20 protein-coding genes and 1 tRNA gene are annotated in these 20,124 nt (G+C 60.2%); 9 read left to right on the top strand and 12 right to left on the bottom strand.

Annotated features, from left to right (window positions below; translation table 11 throughout):
- Positions 1-38: 38 nt before the first annotated feature.
- On the top strand, positions 39-386 hold the full coding sequence (locus ABIB60_RS03915) for a hypothetical protein (RefSeq protein ID WP_354577870.1): 348 nt from the start codon (positions 39-41) through the stop codon (positions 384-386).
- A 136-nt stretch (positions 387-522) separates the two neighbouring features.
- Positions 523-1,053, top strand: a complete 531-nt coding sequence (locus ABIB60_RS03910; protein ID WP_354577869.1) for a hypothetical protein — start codon at positions 523-525, stop codon at positions 1,051-1,053.
- Positions 1,054-1,062: 9 nt separating this feature from the next.
- Here ABIB60_RS03910 and ABIB60_RS03905 read toward each other — a convergent pair whose 3' ends face one another.
- Complete coding sequence (locus ABIB60_RS03905) at positions 1,063-1,767, bottom strand: HAD family hydrolase (protein WP_354577867.1); 705 nt, start codon at positions 1,765-1,767, stop codon at positions 1,063-1,065.
- A gap of 46 nt (positions 1,768-1,813) precedes the next feature.
- Here ABIB60_RS03905 and ABIB60_RS03900 point away from each other — a divergent pair, with 46 nt between their 5' ends.
- The 3 genes from ABIB60_RS03900 (at position 1,814) to ABIB60_RS03890 (ending at position 4,050) form a co-directional block, all read left to right on the top strand.
- On the top strand, positions 1,814-2,443 hold the full coding sequence (locus ABIB60_RS03900; RefSeq protein ID WP_354577866.1) for a CatA-like O-acetyltransferase: 630 nt from the start codon (positions 1,814-1,816) through the stop codon (positions 2,441-2,443).
- 215 nt (positions 2,444-2,658) lie between these two features.
- On the top strand, positions 2,659-3,753 hold the full coding sequence (locus ABIB60_RS03895) for a glycosyltransferase (protein WP_354577864.1): 1,095 nt from the start codon (positions 2,659-2,661) through the stop codon (positions 3,751-3,753).
- Between the two features lie 39 nt (positions 3,754-3,792).
- Positions 3,793-4,050 (top strand): hypothetical protein, encoded by a 258-nt coding sequence (locus tag ABIB60_RS03890; protein WP_354577863.1) that lies wholly within the window; start codon positions 3,793-3,795, stop codon positions 4,048-4,050.
- Positions 4,051-4,196: 146 nt separating this feature from the next.
- Here ABIB60_RS03890 and ABIB60_RS03885 read toward each other — a convergent pair whose 3' ends face one another.
- The 7 genes from ABIB60_RS03885 to ABIB60_RS03855 all read right to left on the bottom strand — a co-directional run bounded on the left by ABIB60_RS03885 (position 4,197) and on the right by ABIB60_RS03855 (position 11,937).
- Positions 4,197-6,413 (bottom strand): bifunctional alpha,alpha-trehalose-phosphate synthase (UDP-forming)/trehalose-phosphatase, encoded by a 2,217-nt coding sequence (locus tag ABIB60_RS03885; protein ID WP_354577862.1) that lies wholly within the window; start codon positions 6,411-6,413, stop codon positions 4,197-4,199.
- Positions 6,414-6,601: 188 nt separating this feature from the next.
- On the bottom strand, positions 6,602-7,447 hold the full coding sequence (locus tag ABIB60_RS03880) for a cyanophycinase (RefSeq protein ID WP_354577861.1): 846 nt from the start codon (positions 7,445-7,447) through the stop codon (positions 6,602-6,604).
- A gap of 252 nt (positions 7,448-7,699) precedes the next feature.
- A complete protein-coding gene (locus ABIB60_RS03875; RefSeq protein ID WP_354577860.1) occupies positions 7,700-8,614 on the bottom strand; it encodes an isoaspartyl peptidase/L-asparaginase family protein in 915 nt (304 codons plus the stop codon).
- Positions 8,611-9,030 carry a hypothetical protein gene (locus tag ABIB60_RS03870; protein ID WP_354577859.1) on the bottom strand — a complete coding sequence of 140 codons (420 nt, stop codon included), beginning with the start codon at positions 9,028-9,030 and terminating at the stop codon, positions 8,611-8,613. The genes ABIB60_RS03875 and ABIB60_RS03870 overlap by 4 nt, the downstream gene beginning before the upstream one ends.
- Before the next feature lie 593 nt (positions 9,031-9,623).
- Positions 9,624-10,250, bottom strand: coding sequence for a ferritin-like domain-containing protein (locus ABIB60_RS03865; RefSeq protein ID WP_354577858.1), 627 nt, complete (start codon positions 10,248-10,250; stop codon positions 9,624-9,626).
- A gap of 254 nt (positions 10,251-10,504) precedes the next feature.
- Complete coding sequence (locus ABIB60_RS03860; protein ID WP_354577857.1) at positions 10,505-11,323, bottom strand: RES domain-containing protein; 819 nt, start codon at positions 11,321-11,323, stop codon at positions 10,505-10,507.
- A 119-nt stretch (positions 11,324-11,442) separates the two neighbouring features.
- Positions 11,443-11,937, bottom strand: a complete 495-nt coding sequence (locus tag ABIB60_RS03855; RefSeq protein ID WP_354577856.1) for a YciE/YciF ferroxidase family protein — start codon at positions 11,935-11,937, stop codon at positions 11,443-11,445.
- A gap of 558 nt (positions 11,938-12,495) precedes the next feature.
- Between ABIB60_RS03855 and ABIB60_RS03850 the strand changes: the two genes are divergently transcribed.
- Positions 12,496-12,759: a hypothetical protein gene (locus tag ABIB60_RS03850; protein WP_354577854.1), complete on the top strand. Its 264-nt coding sequence runs from the start codon at positions 12,496-12,498 to the stop codon at positions 12,757-12,759.
- A 102-nt stretch (positions 12,760-12,861) separates the two neighbouring features.
- On the opposite strand, the gene ABIB60_RS03845 is transcribed toward ABIB60_RS03850, so the two are convergent.
- The 3 genes from ABIB60_RS03845 to ABIB60_RS03835 all read right to left on the bottom strand — a co-directional run bounded on the left by ABIB60_RS03845 (position 12,862) and on the right by ABIB60_RS03835 (position 15,506).
- Entirely contained in the window at positions 12,862-13,761 is a 900-nt protein-coding gene (locus ABIB60_RS03845; RefSeq protein ID WP_354577852.1) for an SDR family oxidoreductase, read from the bottom strand.
- 10 nt (positions 13,762-13,771) lie between these two features.
- Positions 13,772-15,058 (bottom strand): family 1 glycosylhydrolase, encoded by a 1,287-nt coding sequence (locus tag ABIB60_RS03840; protein ID WP_354577850.1) that lies wholly within the window; start codon positions 15,056-15,058, stop codon positions 13,772-13,774.
- 375 nt (positions 15,059-15,433) lie between these two features.
- Positions 15,434-15,506: transfer RNA gene (locus ABIB60_RS03835), tRNA-Gly, on the bottom strand.
- Between the two features lie 154 nt (positions 15,507-15,660).
- Between ABIB60_RS03835 and ABIB60_RS03830 the strand changes: the two genes are divergently transcribed.
- The 3 genes from ABIB60_RS03830 to ABIB60_RS03820 are packed head-to-tail and all read left to right on the top strand — an operon-like array spanning position 15,661 to position 17,625.
- Positions 15,661-15,903: a hypothetical protein gene (locus tag ABIB60_RS03830; protein ID WP_354577849.1), complete on the top strand. Its 243-nt coding sequence runs from the start codon at positions 15,661-15,663 to the stop codon at positions 15,901-15,903.
- 45 nt (positions 15,904-15,948) lie between these two features.
- The gene (locus ABIB60_RS03825) at positions 15,949-16,485 is read left to right on the top strand and encodes a GNAT family N-acetyltransferase (protein WP_354577848.1); all 537 of its coding nucleotides are present in this window, start codon (positions 15,949-15,951) and stop codon (positions 16,483-16,485) included.
- Positions 16,486-16,542: 57 nt separating this feature from the next.
- A complete protein-coding gene (locus ABIB60_RS03820; RefSeq protein WP_354577847.1) occupies positions 16,543-17,625 on the top strand; it encodes a dienelactone hydrolase family protein in 1,083 nt (360 codons plus the stop codon).
- A gap of 10 nt (positions 17,626-17,635) precedes the next feature.
- Here the strand turns inward: ABIB60_RS03820 and ABIB60_RS03815 are convergent, their stop codons facing one another.
- Entirely contained in the window at positions 17,636-19,972 is a 2,337-nt protein-coding gene (locus tag ABIB60_RS03815) for a B12-binding domain-containing radical SAM protein (RefSeq protein WP_354577845.1), read from the bottom strand.
- Positions 19,973-20,124: the final 152 nt, after the last annotated feature.

Here is a 20,124-nt window from a genome sequence, read left to right as displayed (position 1 = left end):
GCTGCTATTGGCCGGTAGCTCATTTTTTACATTCGGTTATGCGCCTTATTCTTACCGTATTACTCTTGTGGGCTGGGAGCTTCCGGGTGCCCGCTCAGGCCCAGCAAGTGTCCGCCCGTTCCCAGTTCATGCACGTCAGCCTCGATTATAACCGCCTGTATTTCTTTCCGGCGTATCAGAACCGGGAAGATGTGAAGGTGGAGGAGTATATGGGAAAGTCAGTAGGGCTTTTTGACAGCCGAATGCTGGGCTGGGAGGCCATGAGCCGCCTGCTCACGGAGCTGTCGGCGGAGAGCTGGGAATTGGTGAATATGGTAGCTAACAATGATGAGGACGGTAACCGAGGAGCTGTGTATCTGCTGCGGCGGCCTTTGCCCGCCAAGTGACTGCGCGAGCCCCGGTTCGTGCAGTAGCTGGTAGGGATAGTGCAGCATCAGGCCTGGAGAAAACAGCGGCCTGGCACAATATTCGGAGAAGGGCAAATAGTACAGCCAACGTAGGCCGTACCCTTTCTTCTACCTTATGAAATATCCGGTACTGTTATCTGTTTTGCTATTACTGCATACGGCCGCAAGTGCCCAAACCACCGAGCCGGCAAAACCCGTGCGCCCCATGCCGGCCTTCCCGGCGCTACCTGAAACGGCCCTGCAGCCTACCGCCACTGTCACCCGGCCACCGGGCGCCGCAGTTAGCAGCCGCTTTCAATACCAACTGCTGAAAATGCAGAATGGGCAAGTCGCCTATCTGGCGCCAGCGTGGCGGGGCGTCACCCAACTGGAGCCCGACCGTGTGCAGAATGGCCGTCGGAGCGAGGTAGTGCCGGGTTCACTGGAGTCTAAGCTGATGCTAACGCTCAATGAGTTGTCGATAGAAGGTTGGGAGCTGGTAGAAATCTACAACTTGTCGCAGCCAGTGAGTGCCCAGCAAAGCATTGAAACCAGTCTGACGTTTAACGACCCCAATCGGCCCGTTTACTCCGGCTCTACTTCCATCAATACGTACACCGAAACGCGGTACCTGCTACGCCGCCCGCTGCCTGCAACTGGTAAGTAGGCTGGCACATTAGTTTAGCTGGGCAAGCCAGCCCGGCACTTCGGCCAGGGAGGCCACCTCCTGAAACGATACGCCCGCCAAATCCTCTTCGGAAACCCGCTCCATTACCCAAGTAGTGTAGTAGGGCACGTACACGGCCCGGCCGCCCAGGCGCGCCACCGGCAGCACGTCCGATTTGAGGGAGTTACCAATCATGACGAACTCCTCGGGCGGCACACCGTGGCGGGCCAGCAGGCGCTGATAGGTAGCCTCGTTTTTCTCGCTCACAATTTCCACGTGGTCGAATAAGTCGCCGAGGCCGGAGCGGGCCAGCTTGCTTTCCTGATCAAATAAGTCGCCTTTGGTGAGCAGCATGAGGGGTATGCCCTGGGCCTTTACGGTGGCCAGTACTTCCGGTACGTGGGGCAGCAGCTCAATAGGGTAATCCAGGAGGCGCTTGCCGTGGTCGAGGATGTGCTGAATTTCCTGGCCGCTTACCTGCCCGTTGGTGAGCCGGATGACGGTTTCAATCATGGAGAGCATAAAGGACTTGGCCCCGTACCCGAACAGGTGCAGGTTTTCGCGCTGCAGGGCAAAGAACTGGTTGCTGAGTTGTTCTGGGGTGCCGTAGTGACTCAGCAGTTCATACAGGCGTGCCTCGGCCAGGTCGAAGTGGGGCTGGTTGGGCCAAAGGGTGTCGTCGGCGTCGAAGGCAATCAGGCGGGGCGCGGGCATGGGGCAGCAGGAAATTGGTAGCGCGAAGTTACCGAACTTGCCGCCCATGAAGCAGCTGATTGACCTGAGTACCTGGAACCGGCGGGAGCATTTTACCTTCTTTTCGGGGTTTGAGGAGCCTTTTTGGGGCGTGGTAGCGGATGTGGATGCCACTTGGGCTTTGCAAAGGGCCCGCGACCTGAACTGCTCATTCTTTCAACTCTACCTGCACTGCACTCTCACGGCCGTGAACCAGGTGGAGAATCTGCGCTACCGCATTGAGGAGGGCCAGGTAGTGTACTATAACCAGATTCATGCCTCGCCTACCCTGGGCCGCCCCGACCATACGTTCGGGTTTGGCTTCGTGCCGTATCACCCGGCGCTGGCCACGTTCGGAGAAGGACTGCGGGCCGAAATTGCCGCCGTGCAGGCCTGCACGGGCCTGCGCCTGGGGCCGGAAACGGGCCGCCTGGATGTGATTCACTTTTCGGCCATGCCCTGGTTTTCCTTCACCGGCCTCACCCACGCCCGCTCTTTCTCCCACCCCGACAGCATTCCGAAAATTTCGGTGGGCCGCCTCCGCCCCGAAAACGGCCGCCAGCTAATGCCCGTAGCCGTCAACGTGCACCACGGCCTGGCCGACGGCTACCACGTGGGGCTGTTTATGGAGGCATTGCAGCAGGCGCTCAATCAGTAGCCACTAGCCAAGCAGGCGGGAGCACATAGGCCGAAACGGCGGAGGCGTTGAGGAAAATACGTAGCGTAAAATCCTGCTTTATTCGCCGTGGATTACGTGTTTTTTGGATAGTAGCTGCCCAGGATAGGGGCGTATAGCAGAAACCGGCGGGCCGACCTGGCCAGCTGACGTTGCGCAGCGTGCGCCTGGTTTTTCTTCGGCTCCGGCAGTTGCTTATGGCGTTTCCCGTCCTGTTTTTCGGTGTGTTCTTTGGCGTCTATGCGTTGGTGCTCTTGCTGGTGCTGCGTCGGGTCCCCATCCGTCCCCTGGCAGAGTGCCCGCGGGTGAGCATACTGGTTGCCGCCCGCAACGAAGCCCCCACTATTGAGCGGTGCCTGCGGGCGCTGGCTAAGCTGAATTACCCACCCGAGCAGCTCGAAATCCTCATCGGCGACGATGACTCCACGGACGACACGCGGGCCGTGGTTGAGCGTTTTATTGCCGATAAGCCCCAATTTCAGCTGCTCTCAATTCGGCGGCAGCTGGGTACGGCCCGGGGTAAAAGTAACGTGCTGGCCCACCTCTGCCGCGCCGCCACTTCCGAGTACTTCCTGCTTACCGATGCCGACATGGCCCTTTCGCCGGAGTGGGTGCGTACCCTGCTGGCGGCCACTACTGCCAGGGTCGGCATTGTTACGGGAATTACCACGGCTACCGGCTCGCTGTTTGGGCGGCTGCAGGGCCTCGACTGGCTGTTCGGCCTCAACCTGATTCGCCTACTGACGGACTTAGGCGTGCCCGTAACGGCCGTAGGCAACAACATGTTGGTGCGCCGGGCCGCCTACGAGTCTATTGGGGGCTACGAGGCCCTGGCTTTCAGCACCAGCGAGGACCTGCAGCTGTTTGAGCAGGTAGTAGCGCAGGGCTGGGAGTTTCGCAACCTGATTGTGCCCGAAGCCCTGGGAGTTTCGTTGGCCCAGCCTACCGTGTCCCACCTGCTGCGCCAGCGCCAGCGGTGGATGAAAGGGGCCGGGCATTTGCCCTGGCAACTGGGGGCTTTATTTGGTTCCTATGCCTTGTTTTACACGGTGCTGGGCTGGCCGGGCCTACTGCCGCTGAATAGTATACTGCTGCTCTGGGCCGCTAAAGTTGGCTGCCAGACGCTGTTTCTGCTGATAACGCTTCGCCAGGCCGGGCACCGGGAGCAGCTACCCGTGTTGCTGCTCTATGAGTTTCACCTGCTGGTGATGTCCTTGGTAGTGCTGGCCTACACGGTGTGGCCCCGCCCCATTGAGTGGAAAGAGCGGCGCTATACCTGGGCTGAGGCCTAGCCTACGTTTGTAACTGAATTCCCCTAATCTCCTTGTTCTATGCCTTTGCACCACGAGTTAGAAAAGAAATTAAGCAAGAAATTCGAGCCCTCCAGCCGCATTGATGATGTATTCAAAGGCTACGACATCACCTTTGTCACGAATGAGCACGGGGAGCCGATGACCTTGTTTTTCGGTAAGCGCCGCCCCGATGGCCTCATTGCCGGGGAACGGTTTACGCGCACCATCAAACGCCAGCCCGATGGGCTGGAAGTAAAATCGAGCCACTGGGACAACCGGGGCAAAATCATGCGCTGATAAAGAATCAGAAACACAAAATCGGACCAGCTAAGGAGCAAGTATAGCTCGCTTTGCTGGCCCGATTTTGTGTTTCAAATTAGGTTCTGGCGCGCGTTCCTGCCTTATAGTAGGTAGAATCAAAAACCAGCTGACGGGTACTCCTATCAGGCATCAGCGGCGGTGGGCTCAGCTACCAGTGTCGGCTGCAACAGGCTACCCAACAGCCTGTGCACCTCTGCTACGCCGGCAACCGAGTAGCGGGCTCGGGAGCGGGGTGTGGGCCCAACTTTCAACGAATAGGCCCCAGGGGGCAGCGCCGCAAAAATATCCTCATCGGTCCGGTCGTCGCCCAGGGCCAGTATAAAGCCAGGCTGCGTTGCCCCGACCCACTGCGCGGCGGCCGTGCCCTTGTTAATACCCGCGTTTTTGATTTCCAGGATTTTGTTGCCTTCCAGCACTTGCAGGTCGGTGTTGGAGGTCATGAAGGTGAGGTGATTGAGCAGGTCGCGGGTGCGGACGGCTCCCAGCCCGGCATCGGCCCGGCGGTAGTGCCACACCAGGGAGTAGTCCTTCTCTTCAATGGCCGAACCTGGGGTACGGCTTACGTACTGCTCCAAAATAGGCCGGATATCCCGCTTCCAATCAGCCCGAAGGCCCTCCTGAAACGGCCGCCACTCCTCGCCGGCCCGCCGCAGCCATACGCCGTGCTCAGCCACAAAATGCAGCGGCAAATGCCCCAACCAGCGGTCCAGGGTCGCCCGGTCGCGCCCACTGATGATGACTACTTGGTTGCGCACATCCGAAGTTAGGTTGCTCAAGAGTTGCAGCAGATCTTCGCGCGGGTACGCATCCTGGGGGCTGCCGTGGAACCGCACCAGGGTTCCATCATAGTCAAGCAGTAGCAGCCGCTGTCCAGCCGCCCGGTAGTCGTGCAGCAGCTGGACGCGGGTGGGGGCATCCAGGGTATCGGTGGCCAGGATTTGCTGCTTAATTTTGCTATAGGCCAAGCGGTCCAGAAACAGCCGGGTCCAGGCAAACACGTCGTACTGCTGCACGAGGGCCTGCATGGCAGCCATGCGGGTTTGCTGCTCTTCAACGGGCATGTGCAGGGCTTCATGCAGCGCCCCCACCAGCTGCCCGGTATTGGTGGGATTGATAAGTAGGGCATCGGCCAACTCCTGAGCTGCTCCGGCCCGCTCGCTTAGGATCAGCACACCGCGCTGGTCGGTTTTGCTGGCAATAAATTCTTTGGCTACCAGGTTCATACCGTCGCGCACGGGCGTTACCAAGGCTACATCGGCGAGGCGATAGAGAGCGGCCAGCTCATCCGGTGGGAAGGAGCGGTAGAAGTAGTGGATGGGGTTCCAGGCAATGTTGCTGTACTGGGCATTGATACGGCCCACCAGCTCGTCAATTTCCTCTTTCAGGGCGGCGTACTGCGCTACTTGGTCGCGGGAGGGCACCACCAGCATCAGCAAGCTTACCTGTTCCCGCCACTCGGGGTAGCGCAGCAGCAGCAACTCAAAGGCCCGCAGGCGCTGGGCAATGCCCTTGGAATAGTCAAGCCGGTCAATGGACAGTACCACCCGCGTGTGGCCCAGGGCTTCTCGGTAGGCGTGCTCGTGCTGGCGGGCGGCTTCCGAAGCGGCGGCTTCTGCGTAGCGGTGGTAGTCAATGCCCATCGGAAAGGCATCTGCCAGCACCGTGCGGGTGGCCGTTTCTACCTGCCCGTTGTGGCTGGGCAGCCCCAGCAGGTGCGACACGGCGCTCAGGAAATGGTGCATGTACCCGAAGGTGTGGAAGCCAATCAAATCGGCCCCCAGCATGCCCTGGAGCAGCTGGGCACCCCAGGGCAGCACCCGCACCAGCTCGTAGCTGGGAAAAGGAATGTGCAGAAAGAAGCCGATGGTAGCCTCGGGCCGCTGCTGGCGCAGCATGTCCGGCAGGAGCAGCAGCTGGTAATCGTGCACCCAAATAGTATCATCGGGGCCGGCCAGCTCCAGCACCGCCCGGCAGAACTTCTCGTTTACGGCCACATAAGCCTCCCAGTGCACTTGCTCGTAGGTGGCGTATTGACTGAAGTAGTGGAACGTAGGCCAGAGGGTGGAATTACTGAATCCTTCGTAGAAGTCCCGGATTTCGTCCTCGGTCAGGAATACAGGCGCCATGCTGTCCTGGCGCAGCTGCTCGGTTACCTGGGCCTGCTCGGCGGGCTCCTCTATCGATAAGCCGGGCCAACCTACCCACACGTTCCCATCGGCCTGGTAAATGGAGCCCAGGCCGGTAGCCAGGCCGCCTTCGCTGGGCTGAAACGTGAGGCCCTCGGCGGTGCGCTGCCCCTTGGTAGGGAGGCGGTTAGAAACAATCAGGGTTCTGGACATTACTTTTCAGCACTGGAAAACCAGTTCTATCAACAGTTGTCGTGAACTGGGCCGCGTGCATTTCGGGCTGAGGGGTTGTGCTGTAGCAAATAGTTAGCAGACGTTTTTGGCCGGAGCCAGCAGGCCGACACGCAACACGCGGGGCGTCGCATACTGGCCACCTAACAGGGTGAGTTGGTGGACCAAGGTTAGGCCTCCTCGTTGAAGCCCGGCAGGGTAAACCGCTGGCCCTTGGAGAGCAGGTGCAGGCGCAGGTCGCGGATGGAGAAAACCTCCCCGGGCTCTATCTCCGCAATGGTGTTGCCGGTACAGTTGTGCCCATCCAGCAGCACTACAATGCCATTGCCAACTACCTCCAGCTCCGAGCCTCGGTGCACGAGTACGGCCGTATCCTCTTCCAGCCCCAGGCCAATGCAGCCGGGGTTGGTGGCAATAATCTGGGCCATGCGCACAATGCGGCCGCGGGCAATAAAGTGGGTGTCGATGGCCACGTCGCGCAGCAATTGCAGGCCGGTGGTAATGTGAATCTCGTCCTTTACAAACCCGGCGTCGTTGCGGCCCTGGTAAATCATGGGCGTGCTCATGGCCGTAGCGCCGGCACTAGTACCAGCAATGATGATGGGCTCCTGGTAATAGCGCTCCGTGAGGCGGTGCAGCAGCCGGGTGCCCCCAAGCAGGGAGGTAAGGCGCAGCTGGTCGCCGCCGGTAATCATCACGCCATCGGCCCGGCTGATAACTTCCAGCGCTTCGGGGCTGTTGGCCTGGTTCCGGTCCCGGATATCGAGCACCTCTACGCTCTCAATGCCCAGGGCTGAAAACGCTTCCAGGTAGCTTTTAGCGGCTTCTTCCGGTTCCTCAGATGCCGCCGGAATAACGACAACGGTGCGGGAGCCTTTCAACTCTTCTGCAAAGCGCTGCAGAATAAAATCGGGCGAAGTTTCAGTGCTAGCGCTTTTCTGGTCAGACGCGTCGCGCTGTTCGTGGCCGCCGATGGCGAGCAAACGGCCCTTGGGCCGGGGTGAGGTAGTAGGCATAGGGAGAAGAAGGGAGTATAATCAGCGCCCACGCTTCTGCTGGCCATAGGCGGCTGACAGGAAACGTGGGCGTTGACGTGTGGGAGGGCATTAAGCCCTGTAGGAGCCTGTGCCGTTCCCAGTCCATTGATACAACTATGTTCTGCAAGGATGGACTCAGGTGGTTTTACGGCGCTATTAGCGGCCAGGATCCGCTAGAAATACGGATTTGCGGGTCGGCAAAACACGTAATTACGTGGCTATTTGGCGGCGCTATTCGTTCCGCCAAATAGCCACGTAGGGCTTATCCGTGCCCACGCGGTAGGCTCGGCGCATTACGTTGGTATTAAATTCCAGTGCAATGTTACCCTGAGGGTCAACCCCAATTATGCCCTTATCACCGCGCAGTTCTTCGTCGCGCAGGTGCACGGCTGCTTGGCAGGCTTCATTCAGGGGCAGGCGGCTGTACTTTACCAGCGCGTATACCTCATGAGCCAGGGCTCCGCGCAGTATTACCTCCCCGTCGCCGGTGCAGGATACCGCGCAGGCTTCGTTGCTGGCGTACGTACCCCCACCTAGCACCGGACTGTCGCCAACACGGCCCTTTGATTGGCCCTCCAGGCCGCCTGTGCTGGTGGCCACGGCCAGGTTGCCGGCTTGGTCGAGGGCTACGGCTCCCACCGTATCGTGGCTGGCGGGAGCTGCCGGGTTCCGCTGCATGATTTCCAGCCACTCCTGCCGGGTTTTCCCGGTTTGGAAGTAGCTAGGGGGCTGCAGGGGCAGGCCGCACTCCAGGGCCAGCTCCAGGGCACCTTCCCCCGATAGGCAGACGTGGGGACTGTTGGCAATTACCTTCCGAGCTAGGCTGATGGGGTTCTGCACGTACTTTACCCCACTCACGGCCCCGGCTTGCAGGGTGCGCCCATCCATAATGGCGGCGTCCATTTCCACCTCACCCTGGCGGGTAAGGCCGCTGCCCCGGCCGGCATTGAAGTGCTCATTGTTTTCTAAGGAGCGTACGGCAGCTTCCACTGCATCCAGGGCCGTGCCGCCGTCGTGCAGAATCTGCCAGCCGGCCTGCAAGGCTTCCTGGAGGCCTTGGCGCTGCTGGGCTTCTTCTTCCGGGGTCAGCTTGCTGGGTTCCATCGTCACGGCGCCGCCGTGCAGTACAAGGGCATACTGGCTCATACGCGGCTGATGGGGGTAAGCTGCCACAATTGTCCACACCCTGCCGGCAGGCAATGCAGACGGTAATGGCCACGCAACAAATTTCCGCTGAAGCTGAGCCGTAGGGTGCCCTGGGTCAGCTCCCGGCGCAGGTTGAGGGTAGTGCCCGAGGCAGTAGGGGCCGACTGCACAGTACCGGTTTCCAGGCACACCAGGGGGCTGGAGGGCGGCGAGGTAGTAAGCAGCCACAGCAATACGGGGCGCTTAGACAGCCGCTTGACGGGTTGCGAAATAACCCAGTGGGCCAGTACCCCGGAGGCATCTTCCAGCACCAGTTCCTGGTAGGCCGGGGTTTCCGGGGAGTAGCGGATGGTGAAAGCCAGTGCCGAGCGAGGTGGGACTACTACCACGTCGGCAAAGTGGAGTTCAGGATTCATAGCGAAGGTAGGACGGGACAACATCATGCCCAGTATAACGGCGTCCCGCTCAACTGTGGCCAGATAGAAAATACTGATTTTACGGCTGCTACCTCCACACTCTGCTCCGGATTTATACGGAATAGCACAACTATGAATTATTGACAAATAATTGTTACAGAAAGAATTGCATTCAGAATTCATTCTGTAAAGCACGTTTCTATCCAGAGGATTGTTCTTAACTAGTTGGCTATCAAAGTTTTGCTTGCTCACACCCAGCAAGGTAGTTCGGGCGCCGGTAGCGGAGCCTGGCCGGCTTACAGGGTAGCCTTTGACTACGGTACTCCACAGAAATTTACCCGGGCCTACTGTCACTCCCCACGGGTCATTGAGTTGGCGGACTAGTACGCGGGTACTGACGGTTCCGCTCCCGGGGCCCCACTACCGTTCGGACCTGCACTGGTAGGCCCAGTAAAAGCAGCAGGACTAGTAATAGAATAGGATGACGCATAGAAACAACGGTGCGTACACTAACCGGGCCCCCAGCAATAAGCCCCGCCGGGCGCATCTCACTGAGAAGACACTCCCGGCGGGGCTCATACTGGCAGCCTATGCTACTGACTAACTTCCAGGTTTTTCAGGCGGCGGTAGGTGTTCTGCGACAACTCGTACTGGCGCTCCACCGTCCGCCGGATTACGCCCGTGAGTTGGGGGTCGGCCAAGGCTTCCTGGTACGCTTTCAGTGCCCATTCCTCCCCGTAAATGTTAGCCCCGAGAATGGCCTTTTCGTCACTGCCGGTCAGGGCTGCCTGGGTGTCCATCCAACGGCGGTATAGCTTGCCTTTCAGCGTGGTGCTGGTTTGGCGGCCCTTGCCTTCCCGGCTGAGGTAGGTATTCAGGTCTGTGGAAAACTGCTGGCTTTGGCTAACCAGCTGTTTGTAGTAACCGCGCAGCTCCGGGTTTTGGCTTTCGGCCACGGCCCGCTCATACCCCGCAATCCGGTCGTTCACGAAGTACAGCAGCTCGTTGAGAGTGTCGGCGGTGGAGGAGGTTTTGCTGCCGCCTTTGCTGCGGACCAAGTACCCCACACCCAAGGCCAACAGCGCACCACCCACCACTTTCTGGGTGGTGCTGAGTTTGCTGAAGCCCGCCGACGTTTTGCTGCCAGCGTTTTTCAGGGAAGTAAGTACCGGGCCCGACCAGTGGTCGGTTTGCGGAGCGGAGGCGGTAGTCTGGTTCATAGCTCAGAAAGCAGGTTGATTGGGAAATAGTACGCGTGGTAAGCTGAGAGTATCCGGCCGCTGCGGCGCAGGCAGGCATCGATACCCGCCTTCATTATACGTGCCTTGGCCCTGCGTTACATACTGATTTAGAAGTGGTAAACACGTAAAAATGGAGTGGTTGCTGCCCCGGCTGGCTACGGCTCGCACCATTTGCCCTCCTGCAGCCAACAGTTGGTAGCCGTGGCGTTTTCGCGCAGTACCCAGTTGCCGGCCTAGCCTCGCCAGCGCAGGCGGCCTTCCGCATCGGCCCCGTGGGCAATTGCCAACGACTGCACATCCAGCGTCTCGGTGTCGGAGGATACGTGGTTGACGCGCAGGTGCTCCACATAATGCAGGGCCAGCTTGCCCGTATCCAGGCAGCTGGGGTGGAGGGCTACGTTGTGGGCCGGCGAAGTCATGGCCGCCGACGGATACAGGAGGCCATCGAAGGCGTGGCCCAACTGGCAGGCTTCGGCAATGGCAATGGATAGGCGGTAATAGTGGCGGTCCGCATCGGTAACGGCCCGCGTGAAGGCTCCCGTCAGGAAGGTGGCTACCTCCCGGGCCGGAGCCGGGAGGCGCTGCAAGGCCTGGCGCAAGGCCCGGTCACGGTTGGTGTGCGGGTCGTCGGAGCAAGTATCGGCGTAGCCAAAGCTGAGGATGCGCAGGGGCTGTTGGGTTTGCCAGCGCGTAATCACAATGTTGTCGCCGGGCCGTACGTTGGCCTCGAAAAATGGCGGGTGCCAAGTCGCGCTGCAGTAAAACATGGGAGTTCCGGCCCGGTTGGCCCGCTGGTCGTACTGCACCCGCTCGGCCGGGGGGTACGATACCTCGCTTAACCAAAGCGGAGGCTCGGCCCGCGGCACACCCCGGTACAGTAGCAGGCCTGGGGCAAACTCCAGGCAGCGCAGGGGCTGCCCTTCCAAAAGCTCCCGCAACCGTTCCGCGAGTTCATCAATGGAATACCGGCGCACATCCAGGTGCCGCAAGGAGTTTAGCCGCCGCCGCACCAGAGCGGTGGCCGCGGCAGCATCGGAAACACAGGCTTTCATTCGGGCAGTGGTACAGCAACGGTAGAAGGCACAGCAGCGCAGCCACCCTATAACCAGCAATGCCCGCTCAACACGGGCATTGCTGGTTTTGGCGGTTGTCACTAAACAACCAGGGCAGTTTATTCGGCTTTGCCGTTGAGGTAATTGATGGCTAGGTCGTTGAGCTTGGTATCGGTGTTTTGCTCTTCCTCCAGCGTTTGGCGCAGCAATTCGGCGGCTTCCGCCTGGCCCAGGCGCTTGGCATAGTGAGCCGCCGTGCCGTAGCCTGATATTTCGTAGTGCTCGATGCGCTGGGCAGCGGCAATCAAGGCGGCGTCCATTACCTCGTCGGTAGCCCGCTCCGACATCGTTTCCTGGCCCTCGGCAATAAGCCCGGCCATGGCTTTGCAGGTATGGCCATCTAACTTCAGGTCCAGGGCCTGCCCGATGCGCTCCAGGCGCTGTACTTGCTTCTCGGTTTCGTGCAGGTGCTTGGTGAAACCAGCCCGCAGGCGGCCGTCCTTGGCTTTTTCGGCCATCAGGGGCAGGGCTTTTACCAGCTGGGTTTCGGCACTGTACAGGTCTTTGAGCTGCATTTCGAACAGGTCGTCGAGGGTTTCTAGTTTATCGAACATACAACAAGGGCAAAAGGGTGAAATAATGGAAAGTAGCCAACGGCCGAAAGCCAGCTGGCTGGGGTATTCCATACGCTTGCTAGGGTCCGGCGTTAGCACCGCTTGCGCAGCCTAAGCCGCAGTAAGTGGGGGTTGTTGTTTCTAGGTATGGTTTTGATAAATAGATAGTTGTAATCTATTTGATAATGGTATCTGCTGACGCCCAAGGCCCAGTACAGAGCATTGAAATACGTAGTAAACCAGGCTGAAATCCGTGTTTTTTCGGCTAGTTTAGCTAGTCCGTTTTGGCGGCCGCAACGGCGCCTACCAGCCAAGCTCGCCTCGCTCATGCAGGTTCTGGCCCAACTTCTCAGCCTCTAATAAATGGCCCTGCTGCCACTGGTCAAGCCCGGTGGTGTAGCGAAGCCGCTGTGAAGTTATCTGTCACATGTAGAGCATAAGTAAGCTGCTGCTATACAGACTATTTACGTAGTTATTCCATCGTAATTACGTTTTTCCGCGGAGCCGTTGCGGTAGGCCCAAAGCGTAAATTTGTGTTGTCAGAATTTGCTGCTACCTATGCTATACAACGACAAATTTGGCCCGGCTGCTCAAACAACTCAGCAGCGTGCGCGCATCCTAAAGCAGTTGGTGGCTCTCACTGCCTCCCCAAGAACCCGGATACCGACTCATGTGCGCAACCTGTACCAGCGCTACGTAGCGGGCGAGCTAAGCTGGCAGGAAGTGTGTGAGCTACGGGATGCGCCCAGTGCTCTGCCCTCGTTTGCCCACTTCATGGTTGGCCCTACATCCTTCTGGCAGGCTGCGGGAGCTTATCGATAAGCTTCCCAAGGCATTATCCCTAACCAGCCAAGGCCGAATGGGTGTGCCAGCCAGCGGATAGATGACCAGCTGGAAAGCAACTGAATGCTCGATGCGGAAACGCTAACCGAGCAGGAAAGCCGGCGGATTGGCGGATAGCAGCAGCTGCGCGTCGGCCAGGTAGCGGTGCAGGCCACTTTCCACGCTGGGCAGCAGTATGCCCTGGTTGCTGCCTAATGCACTGAAGCCCGGGCGCGGGGCTGCCCAGCCGAAGGCGGCTACCGGTTGAGGCACCACGCAAGCCGTATCCAGGCCGGCCGTTGCCACGGCCAGGCGTGCCAGCTCGGCCCAGGTATAGGTTCCCTCGTTGGTTAAGTGCCAGATGCCTCTTTCCTCGTCCAGAAGCAAGTCGAGGGAGGTGTTCACCAAGTCAGGTACGTAGGTGGGGGTGATGACGACATTGTCGGCGGCGGGGAAAGCCTGGCCTTGCCGGGCAGCAGCCAGGGCATGGTGCACAAAGTTATGCTCGTCCCAGGCCCCAAAAAACGAGCTGGTACGCACCACTAGCGCCTTGGGGTGCTGCGCTAAAACTGCCTGTTCGGCCAGGAGCTTGCTGTTTCCATACACATTAAGGGGGCGGGCCAGGTCATTTTCCAGGTAGGCCCGACGCTGCTTCCCATCAAAAACTAAATCCGACGAAAACGTGAGCAGGGCTACACCGTGCGCGGCGCACGCCTGCGCCAGCAAGGAAGGGCCAGTTGTGTTCTGCTGATAGCAGGAGCTGGGCTCGTCCTCGGCCGCATCTACCCGCACGTAGCCCGCCGCATTCACCACCGCCCAGGGCTGATAGGTGCGCAACGCCTCCTCAATAGCGTCGGCGCTGGTGATATCCAGGGCCGCCCGGTCTAGGCTAACAGCTTCCAGCCCCCGAATGCGGCAGATAAGTCGGAATGCGCGGCCCAGGGTGCCGTTGCTGCCCGTAATAAGCAGAGGCGGCAGGGTAGTTGATGGAGCAGTTTTCATAGCTGACGGATTAGGCAAGAGGGTAAAAACGGCTGGGGCGCTGCCACCAGCCCGCGCCCTTCAGCACCGGGTGGGTGTGGTGGCCGTGGCGGGCTAGGTTTTGCACCATCTTGAATAGCGCCGTGGGCCGGGGGTACCCGCCCCGCATATCAAACACCCCGCTTTCGTAGGAGGCTCCATCGTGGGTGAGTAGGTTACTCCAGTCATAGGCTCCCAGCAGCGACCAAACCGTGAGGCCGCGCACATCCACCCCACTATGGCTTAGGCGGTTGACAGCCTCCCAGGCCTGTTGCAACCAGCGCATCTGCTCTTCGCGGGTGCACCCCAAGTGTGATTCGGTGACGGCCAGGGGCCGGCGGTAGCGTGTCCAGGCTTGGCGCAGTAAGCTTTCCAGGCCTTCCACCTGGGCTTCGGGTACCCGTAGTGCCTCCACGTCCACGTAAGCGGGCATTCCTTTGTGGGCCGGTGCCACGCTGCGGCCGGGGTAACGCGCTACTCGCTCATCCAGAAACCGCTCACTGGTAGCGTAATAGTTGAGCCCCAGAATATCTGGGGGGAGGGGAGATGCCCGGAGCACATCCAGCTCGGTTACGCTCAGGCCGTGGTGGCGGAGGTAGCGCCACAGCGGGTGCTGTGGCGTAACGCTACCGCTCAGTAAGTCAAAGCTCAGCCAGCGGCGGTGATTTTGAAACTCAGCTTGAGCCCTGAGGGCCGGGGTACTGTGGGCCTGGCCCAGGTCCTCGGTTTGCACCAGTTGGGCTGCTGGGTTCACCTCCCGAATAGCCTGCATAGCCAGCTTGGTTGCCAGCACCTGGTTGTAAAGCACTCGCACGAATACCTCGTCACTGGTGCCGTGCGGATACCATAACCCATACAGCCCGCTGAAACGGGCGGTGGTGAGGGGCTCATTAACGGGGGTGTAAAAGCGTACCCACGGGTAGCGCCGGGCTACCAACCCTGCGTAGCGGGCTAGCCCAGTGGCAAAGCTTGGCTGGTGGAGGGCCGTGTAGCGGGGCCCGCTGCCGTGGTGTACCAGTCCTACAATGGGCTCAATGCGCAACGCCTGTAGCCGGGCCAAGCGCTTATCAGACCAGCGCCAGTCGGGCTGGGCGAGGCTGGTGGGGGCAACGTGTTCCCAGAGCACCGGGTAGCGCAACGTGCGCAGCCCCAGTTCCGCAAACCGGTCCAGGTCCGAAATTCGGGTGCGGTGGCCACTGCGCGTAAGTTGATCCGAATACGAGTCTCCTATTCGCCGACAGGTGCATTCTACTCCGCCCCAAATTTCTACGTCTTTCATTCCCAAGGATTTCGTTGCCGAATAACCACTGCCCTGCTTACAGCCTGGCAGTGGCTTAACTGCCTCACTTGTCACCGCTAGGCACGGTAACAGCTGGCAAGCTTAGTCCTTGTATACCTGTTACAGGCAGAGAGCGGACGCCGTATTTCCCGCAAAAAGCGCCCGGATTTATACCTAAAAAACGAAGGATAATTCTGCTGTTCAGGCTAGCCAGGGGCAACCACCATAGTACTGCCGTGCCCAAACAAGCCCATAACCGCTCTGCGCCGCATTGCGTGGCTAAGCAACACACACACGGCCGGAACCGCCGCTAAACACCAGCACCAAACGCAAATCAGCCACCCAGACCTGGGTCCGGATGGCTGATTTACAGTGAGCGGGAAACGAGGCTCGAACTCGCGACCCTCAGCTTGGGAAGCTGATGCTCTACCAACTGAGCTACTCCCGCTTCTGAAGTAAAGCAAAAGTACGGGCAGAAAATCAAAATCCAACTGCTTGCGTATCGGAAGGCAGTAGGATCTGACCGCCTAACTTGGGGGCTGTATATTTCCCTGGCTTTTCCGGCGCGTTGGTTCGCGTGCGTACCTCACATCTGCTTTCCTATGGCTTGGCCACTTCCTCCCACCACCCGCCGTTTGGTTGGGTTGCTGTTTTTGCTTGCCGGATTTCTGCTGCTATTGGGCGTCGCGCTGCGGCTGTACGTGGTATACGATACATACCAGCGTCTCGGGGCCGATGCTGTTGCCTCCACTCAACTAGTTATTTACCTGATTATGCTGGTTGGAGCGGTGATGATGCTGCGCTACGGCTGGCGTGAGCGGCGCGGTAACGATACCGTGGATTAAACCGCACTACCTTTGCGGGCCCACTCAGATAGGGGTATCCAGATTATGTCGTCTCCGCTCCAAATACTCGTGGCCAAGCGCACTGCCGCTACCGCCGCGCAACTGGCCGAACTGGGTCAGCGCCTGTTCCATGCCACCTATGCCACCCAAAACCGCCCGGAGGATATGGCCGCCTACGAGGCCGCTACCTTTGGTCAGGAACTCCAGCTGGCGGAGCTCCAGGACCCCAACACGGTATTCCTGTTAGCTCAACTGGTGCAGCAGGTAGTAGGCTACGCCAAACTCAACGTAGATTCTAGTCTGGGTCTCGACCCGGCCAAAACACCCGAAAAGCGCTTGGAAATTGAGCGGCTGTACGTGGAGGAGGACTGGATTGGCACTGGCCTGGGTGCAGCCCTGATGCGGCGGGCCATAGAGGAAGCCCGCCAGCAGGGGTGCCGGGCAGTGGTGCTGGGCGTATGGGAGAAAAACGAGCGGGCCCGGGAATTTTACCAGCGGTTTGGTTTCAAGCCGGCCGGGGAGCACACATTTACCATCGGCTCGGATGTGCAGCGGGACTTGATTCTGCGTAAAGGCCTTTAAACTAGCCGGCTATATTCGCCGCTCGAACGGCTCCTTCCTCACCCTAGCCCCACTTGCTTGTTGCATCTGCATCTTACCCGGTTGTTGCGCCTTGTGGCATGTTGGGGGCTGATTGGCGCCGGCCTGGAACTGGTGACTGCCTGTTCCGGCAACCCCGGCTCGGAGGAAGCAGCAACGGTACCACCACCTACTGGTCACTACGAGGGCCCCATTACCTACCAAGGCAGTGAGCTGCGGGTGACAATGGAGCTGCGGGAGGTTAGCCCAGGCAAACTGGAGGCTGAAATTGACTTTCCCCAGTTGCCCGGCTTGGGCTTCGCCGCTACCCGCACCAGCTACCAGGCTCCTCAACTGCGCCTGGAGCAAGCTAGTGCTGGCGGGGGCATTGGAATACAGGCCGTACGCGAGGGTGATTTTTTGCGGGGAGTACTAACCTGGGACAGCCTGCAGGCTGATTTTGTGTGGGCCCGGCGGGGCGAGGCTGCTCCGCGTGGCTTCCGGGAGCAAGCGCTAGGCAGCGCCCAGCGGCTACGGCTGCTGCTACCCGACGATACCCTGCCCCAACATCCGGCCCTGGTGCTTTTGGCAACTCCGGCCACAGCAGCGGCGGCGGCACAGCGTGCCACTTACCTGGCCCGGCATGGGGTAGCTGCGGTAGTAGTTCCTCTCCCTGCCTCTGCCCCCGATTCGGTGGCTGGCATGGAGGGGGCGGCAGCTCTGGCAGCAGTGCGTCGCCAGGCTGGCATTGATTCCAGCAAGGTGGGCTACTGGGGCCGCGCAACCGGAGGGCTGGCCGTGGCCGCCGCCGCCCGGCAGCAACCCTCACCGGCTTTTGCCGTGCTGGAAGGCGTGCCGGTTATCACCCGCGAGGACGGACGGCCCTACCAAGTATTTAACCAGCAACGAATTCCGGTTCTGGGGCTGTATGCGGCCCTGGATACGGCCGCGCAGGTGCCAGTGAGTGCGCGGCGCCTGCGCACGGCACTGGGCCAGCGCCAAGGTACCTACGTACGGGTGTTCCCGGGCGCCACCTCCGACTTTCTGCTGCCCGGGCGCAGCCGCCCTGATGGGCAGTGGCAGTGGCCCCAACCCGCTGCCGGATACTGGCCAGGCCTAGTGCAATGGCTGCAACAGCAATAACACGGGTAGACTACAGTACCAGTAGCCCCTTCTCGCGCAGCAACTGCCAACCCGCCGATACCAGAAACTGCTCCCAGGGCTGGCCGCCGCTAGGGTAGGAAGCGGCGGCATCTTTAACCAAGACTTTAGTATCGTAGTCGTTGGCTAGGCCAGTCAAGAGGGCGTGCAACCAGGGGCCGAGGGTGGCCGGTACGGTAACCTCAAAATCCTCCGCCTGCTCATAAAATGTAAGCACGGCCCGCTGCCCTTTGCGGCCCGGCTCGTAGCGCAGCTCGGGCGCGTTGCCCAGCCAGAACAGCCGACTGTTGGGGCGACTGGCGTCCGGTTTGCCGGGTTCCTGCAGGGCCTGGCTGATGAGGTGGCGGGGTACGGTGGTTTTGGGTACCCGGAAATCAAACCAGAAGCTGAGCGGCTCCTGTAGCGCCACGCTGTGCAAGTAGTTGTAGAGGGCTTTGGCCAGGCCGGGGCCGAACTGCTCGTGGTCGGTGCCGGTGGGGTCGTCGTGCCACAGGTCATTCCAGGCAAAGGCCCCGGGCTCGGGGCCTACGGCGGCCACCTGGTACTTTGCCGGGTTTTTGCCCACCGGTGAGTGGGCCGTCATCGAAAACCGGTGCCAGTAGCCGCTCTGCACAATGCCGGCCTGAAACAGCTGGCGCACTACTTCCAGGGAGTCCACGGTTTCCTGGGCGGTTTGGGTGGGAAAACCATACATCAGGTAGGCATGCACCATAATGCCCGCCTGGGTAAAGCCATCCGTCACGCGGGCCACCTGGGCAATGGTCACGCCTTTTTCCATGAGAGCCAACAGGCGGTCGGAAGCCACTTCCAGCCCTCCGCTCACGGCAATGCAGCCGCTGGCGGCCAACAGCCGGCACAGGTCAGGCGTGAAGGTTTTCTCGAAGCGAATATTACCCCACCAGGTAATGCTCACGCGCCGTTTCAGCAGTTCCACGGCTAGGTCGCGCAGGGCCAGGGGCGGGGCGGCCTCATCCACGAAGTGAAACCCGGTCTGCCCGGTCTGGGCAATAATCTGCTCGATGCGGTCCACCAGCAGCGTGGCCGGGGCCGTTTCGTAGCGCGAGATGTAGTCCAGCGTCACGTCGCAGAAGGAGCACCGCTTCCAGTAGCAGCCGTGGGCAATAGTTAGCTTGTTCCAGCGCCCGTCGCTCCAGAGCCGGTGCATGGGGTTCAGCACCTCTATCACCGACAAATACTCCGTCAGCGGCAAATCCGAATAGTCCGGCGTGCCCACTTCCGGGTGCGGAATATCCGGCGAAGGATGGTTGACGTACTCGACCTCGCCCGTCGCGTTGCGCAGAAAGGTGCGTTGAAGGCGGTGAGTAGGTATGGGTTGGAAAAGAACGTCATGCTCCATCTGGCGTCCGCCTTGTCGAAGCATCTCTACCGCTTCGTTGCCTTGAAATTGATTAGTCAGCGGTAGAGATGCTTCGGAAAGGCGGACGCCAGATAGAGCATGACGGTTTTGTTGACCGCTCAACGCTTCCAGCAGCCGCAGCCACGGCCCTTCACCATCATCCAGCGTCAGGAAGTCGATGTAGTCGAAGAAGCGGGGCTCCCGAATGGTCCGCAGCTCGGTGTTGGGGTAGCCGCCACCCATGCTGGTGTAGGTGCCGGGCCGGGTCTGTTTCACGTGCTGGGCCAGCCGCAGTGCTCCGTACAGGTTGCCGGGGAAGGGTACCGTGAACCCCACAATGTCGGGCTGGGCGCGTGCCAGCAGCTTGTCCAGTAGCTCCAGCAGCATCCGGTCGAGCAGGTTGGGGGCGGCGTGCAGGGCTTCGTGCAGGGCATCAAACGAGGTGGCCGACATAGCCAGCTTCTCGGCGTAGCGCGAAAAGCCGAACTGCGGGCCCACCGTTTCCTTGATCAGGTCGGCCAGGTCTTCGAGGTAGAGCGTGGCCAGGTGGCGGGCCTGGTCGGTGAGGCCCATCGTACCGAAGGCCGTTTCTAGGTCGGCCACGTTATCAAAGCGGCTGGCTTCGGGCAGAAACCGGCTGTGGCAGATGCGCGGGGCCAGGGTGTTGTCCTTGTTCTGCAGAAATCGAATAACCGGCTCCACCGTGCTCAGGTAGCTGTTCTTGAGCCGCAGCATCCGCCGGGCATTGTCGCTCAGCTCGAAGCCGCCGGCCTCAATTTCGGCAAACACCCGCGCCAACCCTGCCCGCGAAAACAGCTGCAATACCAACTCCAAGCCCAAATCGGCCTGGGTGACGTGGTAGCCCCGCCCGCCCAGAAAACCCTTGAGGTAGGCCGTGGCCGGGTAGGGCGTATTCAGCTGCGTGAGCGGCGGGGTAATGAGCAGGATGCGGGGCTGGGCAGAAGACGACACGGGGACAACAACCGCCAACCGGCGGCAAAGGTGCCCGCAAAGGTAGGGGTCTTGTGTGACCTCACCCCCCGGCCCCCTCTCCTCGGATTCCGCGCATCAAGCGGCGAAGGGGGAGCCAGACAATTAACGATTGGTGTCTTATTGCCGACTCA

Source organism: Hymenobacter sp. UYP22, from assembly GCF_040547285.1.
Taxonomy (GTDB): Bacteria; Bacteroidota; Bacteroidia; order Cytophagales; family Hymenobacteraceae; genus Hymenobacter.
This window is presented reverse-complemented; position numbering and strand designations above follow the sequence as displayed.

What these genes read in the sequence shown, in the direction of transcription:
- ABIB60_RS03915 (WP_354577870.1), top strand. Translation starts at nt 39, where the DNA reads ATGCGCCTTATTCTTACCGTATTACTCTTGTGGGCTGGGAGCTTCCGG.
- ABIB60_RS03910 (WP_354577869.1), top strand. Translation starts at nt 523, where the DNA reads ATGAAATATCCGGTACTGTTATCTGTTTTGCTATTACTGCATACGGCC.
- ABIB60_RS03905 (WP_354577867.1), bottom strand. Translation starts at nt 1,767, where the DNA reads ATGCCCGCGCCCCGCCTGATTGCCTTCGACGCCGACGACACCCTTTGG.
- ABIB60_RS03900 (WP_354577866.1), top strand. Translation starts at nt 1,814, where the DNA reads ATGAAGCAGCTGATTGACCTGAGTACCTGGAACCGGCGGGAGCATTTT.
- ABIB60_RS03895 (WP_354577864.1), top strand. Translation starts at nt 2,659, where the DNA reads ATGGCGTTTCCCGTCCTGTTTTTCGGTGTGTTCTTTGGCGTCTATGCG.
- ABIB60_RS03890 (WP_354577863.1), top strand. Translation starts at nt 3,793, where the DNA reads ATGCCTTTGCACCACGAGTTAGAAAAGAAATTAAGCAAGAAATTCGAG.
- ABIB60_RS03885 (WP_354577862.1), bottom strand. Translation starts at nt 6,413, where the DNA reads ATGTCCAGAACCCTGATTGTTTCTAACCGCCTCCCTACCAAGGGGCAG.
- ABIB60_RS03880 (WP_354577861.1), bottom strand. Translation starts at nt 7,447, where the DNA reads ATGCCTACTACCTCACCCCGGCCCAAGGGCCGTTTGCTCGCCATCGGC.
- ABIB60_RS03875 (WP_354577860.1), bottom strand. Translation starts at nt 8,614, where the DNA reads ATGAGCCAGTATGCCCTTGTACTGCACGGCGGCGCCGTGACGATGGAA.
- ABIB60_RS03870 (WP_354577859.1), bottom strand. Translation starts at nt 9,030, where the DNA reads ATGAATCCTGAACTCCACTTTGCCGACGTGGTAGTAGTCCCACCTCGC.
- ABIB60_RS03865 (WP_354577858.1), bottom strand. Translation starts at nt 10,250, where the DNA reads ATGAACCAGACTACCGCCTCCGCTCCGCAAACCGACCACTGGTCGGGC.
- ABIB60_RS03860 (WP_354577857.1), bottom strand. Translation starts at nt 11,323, where the DNA reads ATGAAAGCCTGTGTTTCCGATGCTGCCGCGGCCACCGCTCTGGTGCGG.
- ABIB60_RS03855 (WP_354577856.1), bottom strand. Translation starts at nt 11,937, where the DNA reads ATGTTCGATAAACTAGAAACCCTCGACGACCTGTTCGAAATGCAGCTC.
- ABIB60_RS03850 (WP_354577854.1), top strand. Translation starts at nt 12,496, where the DNA reads ATGCTATACAACGACAAATTTGGCCCGGCTGCTCAAACAACTCAGCAG.
- ABIB60_RS03845 (WP_354577852.1), bottom strand. Translation starts at nt 13,761, where the DNA reads ATGAAAACTGCTCCATCAACTACCCTGCCGCCTCTGCTTATTACGGGC.
- ABIB60_RS03840 (WP_354577850.1), bottom strand. Translation starts at nt 15,058, where the DNA reads ATGAAAGACGTAGAAATTTGGGGCGGAGTAGAATGCACCTGTCGGCGA.
- ABIB60_RS03830 (WP_354577849.1), top strand. Translation starts at nt 15,661, where the DNA reads ATGGCTTGGCCACTTCCTCCCACCACCCGCCGTTTGGTTGGGTTGCTG.
- ABIB60_RS03825 (WP_354577848.1), top strand. Translation starts at nt 15,949, where the DNA reads ATGTCGTCTCCGCTCCAAATACTCGTGGCCAAGCGCACTGCCGCTACC.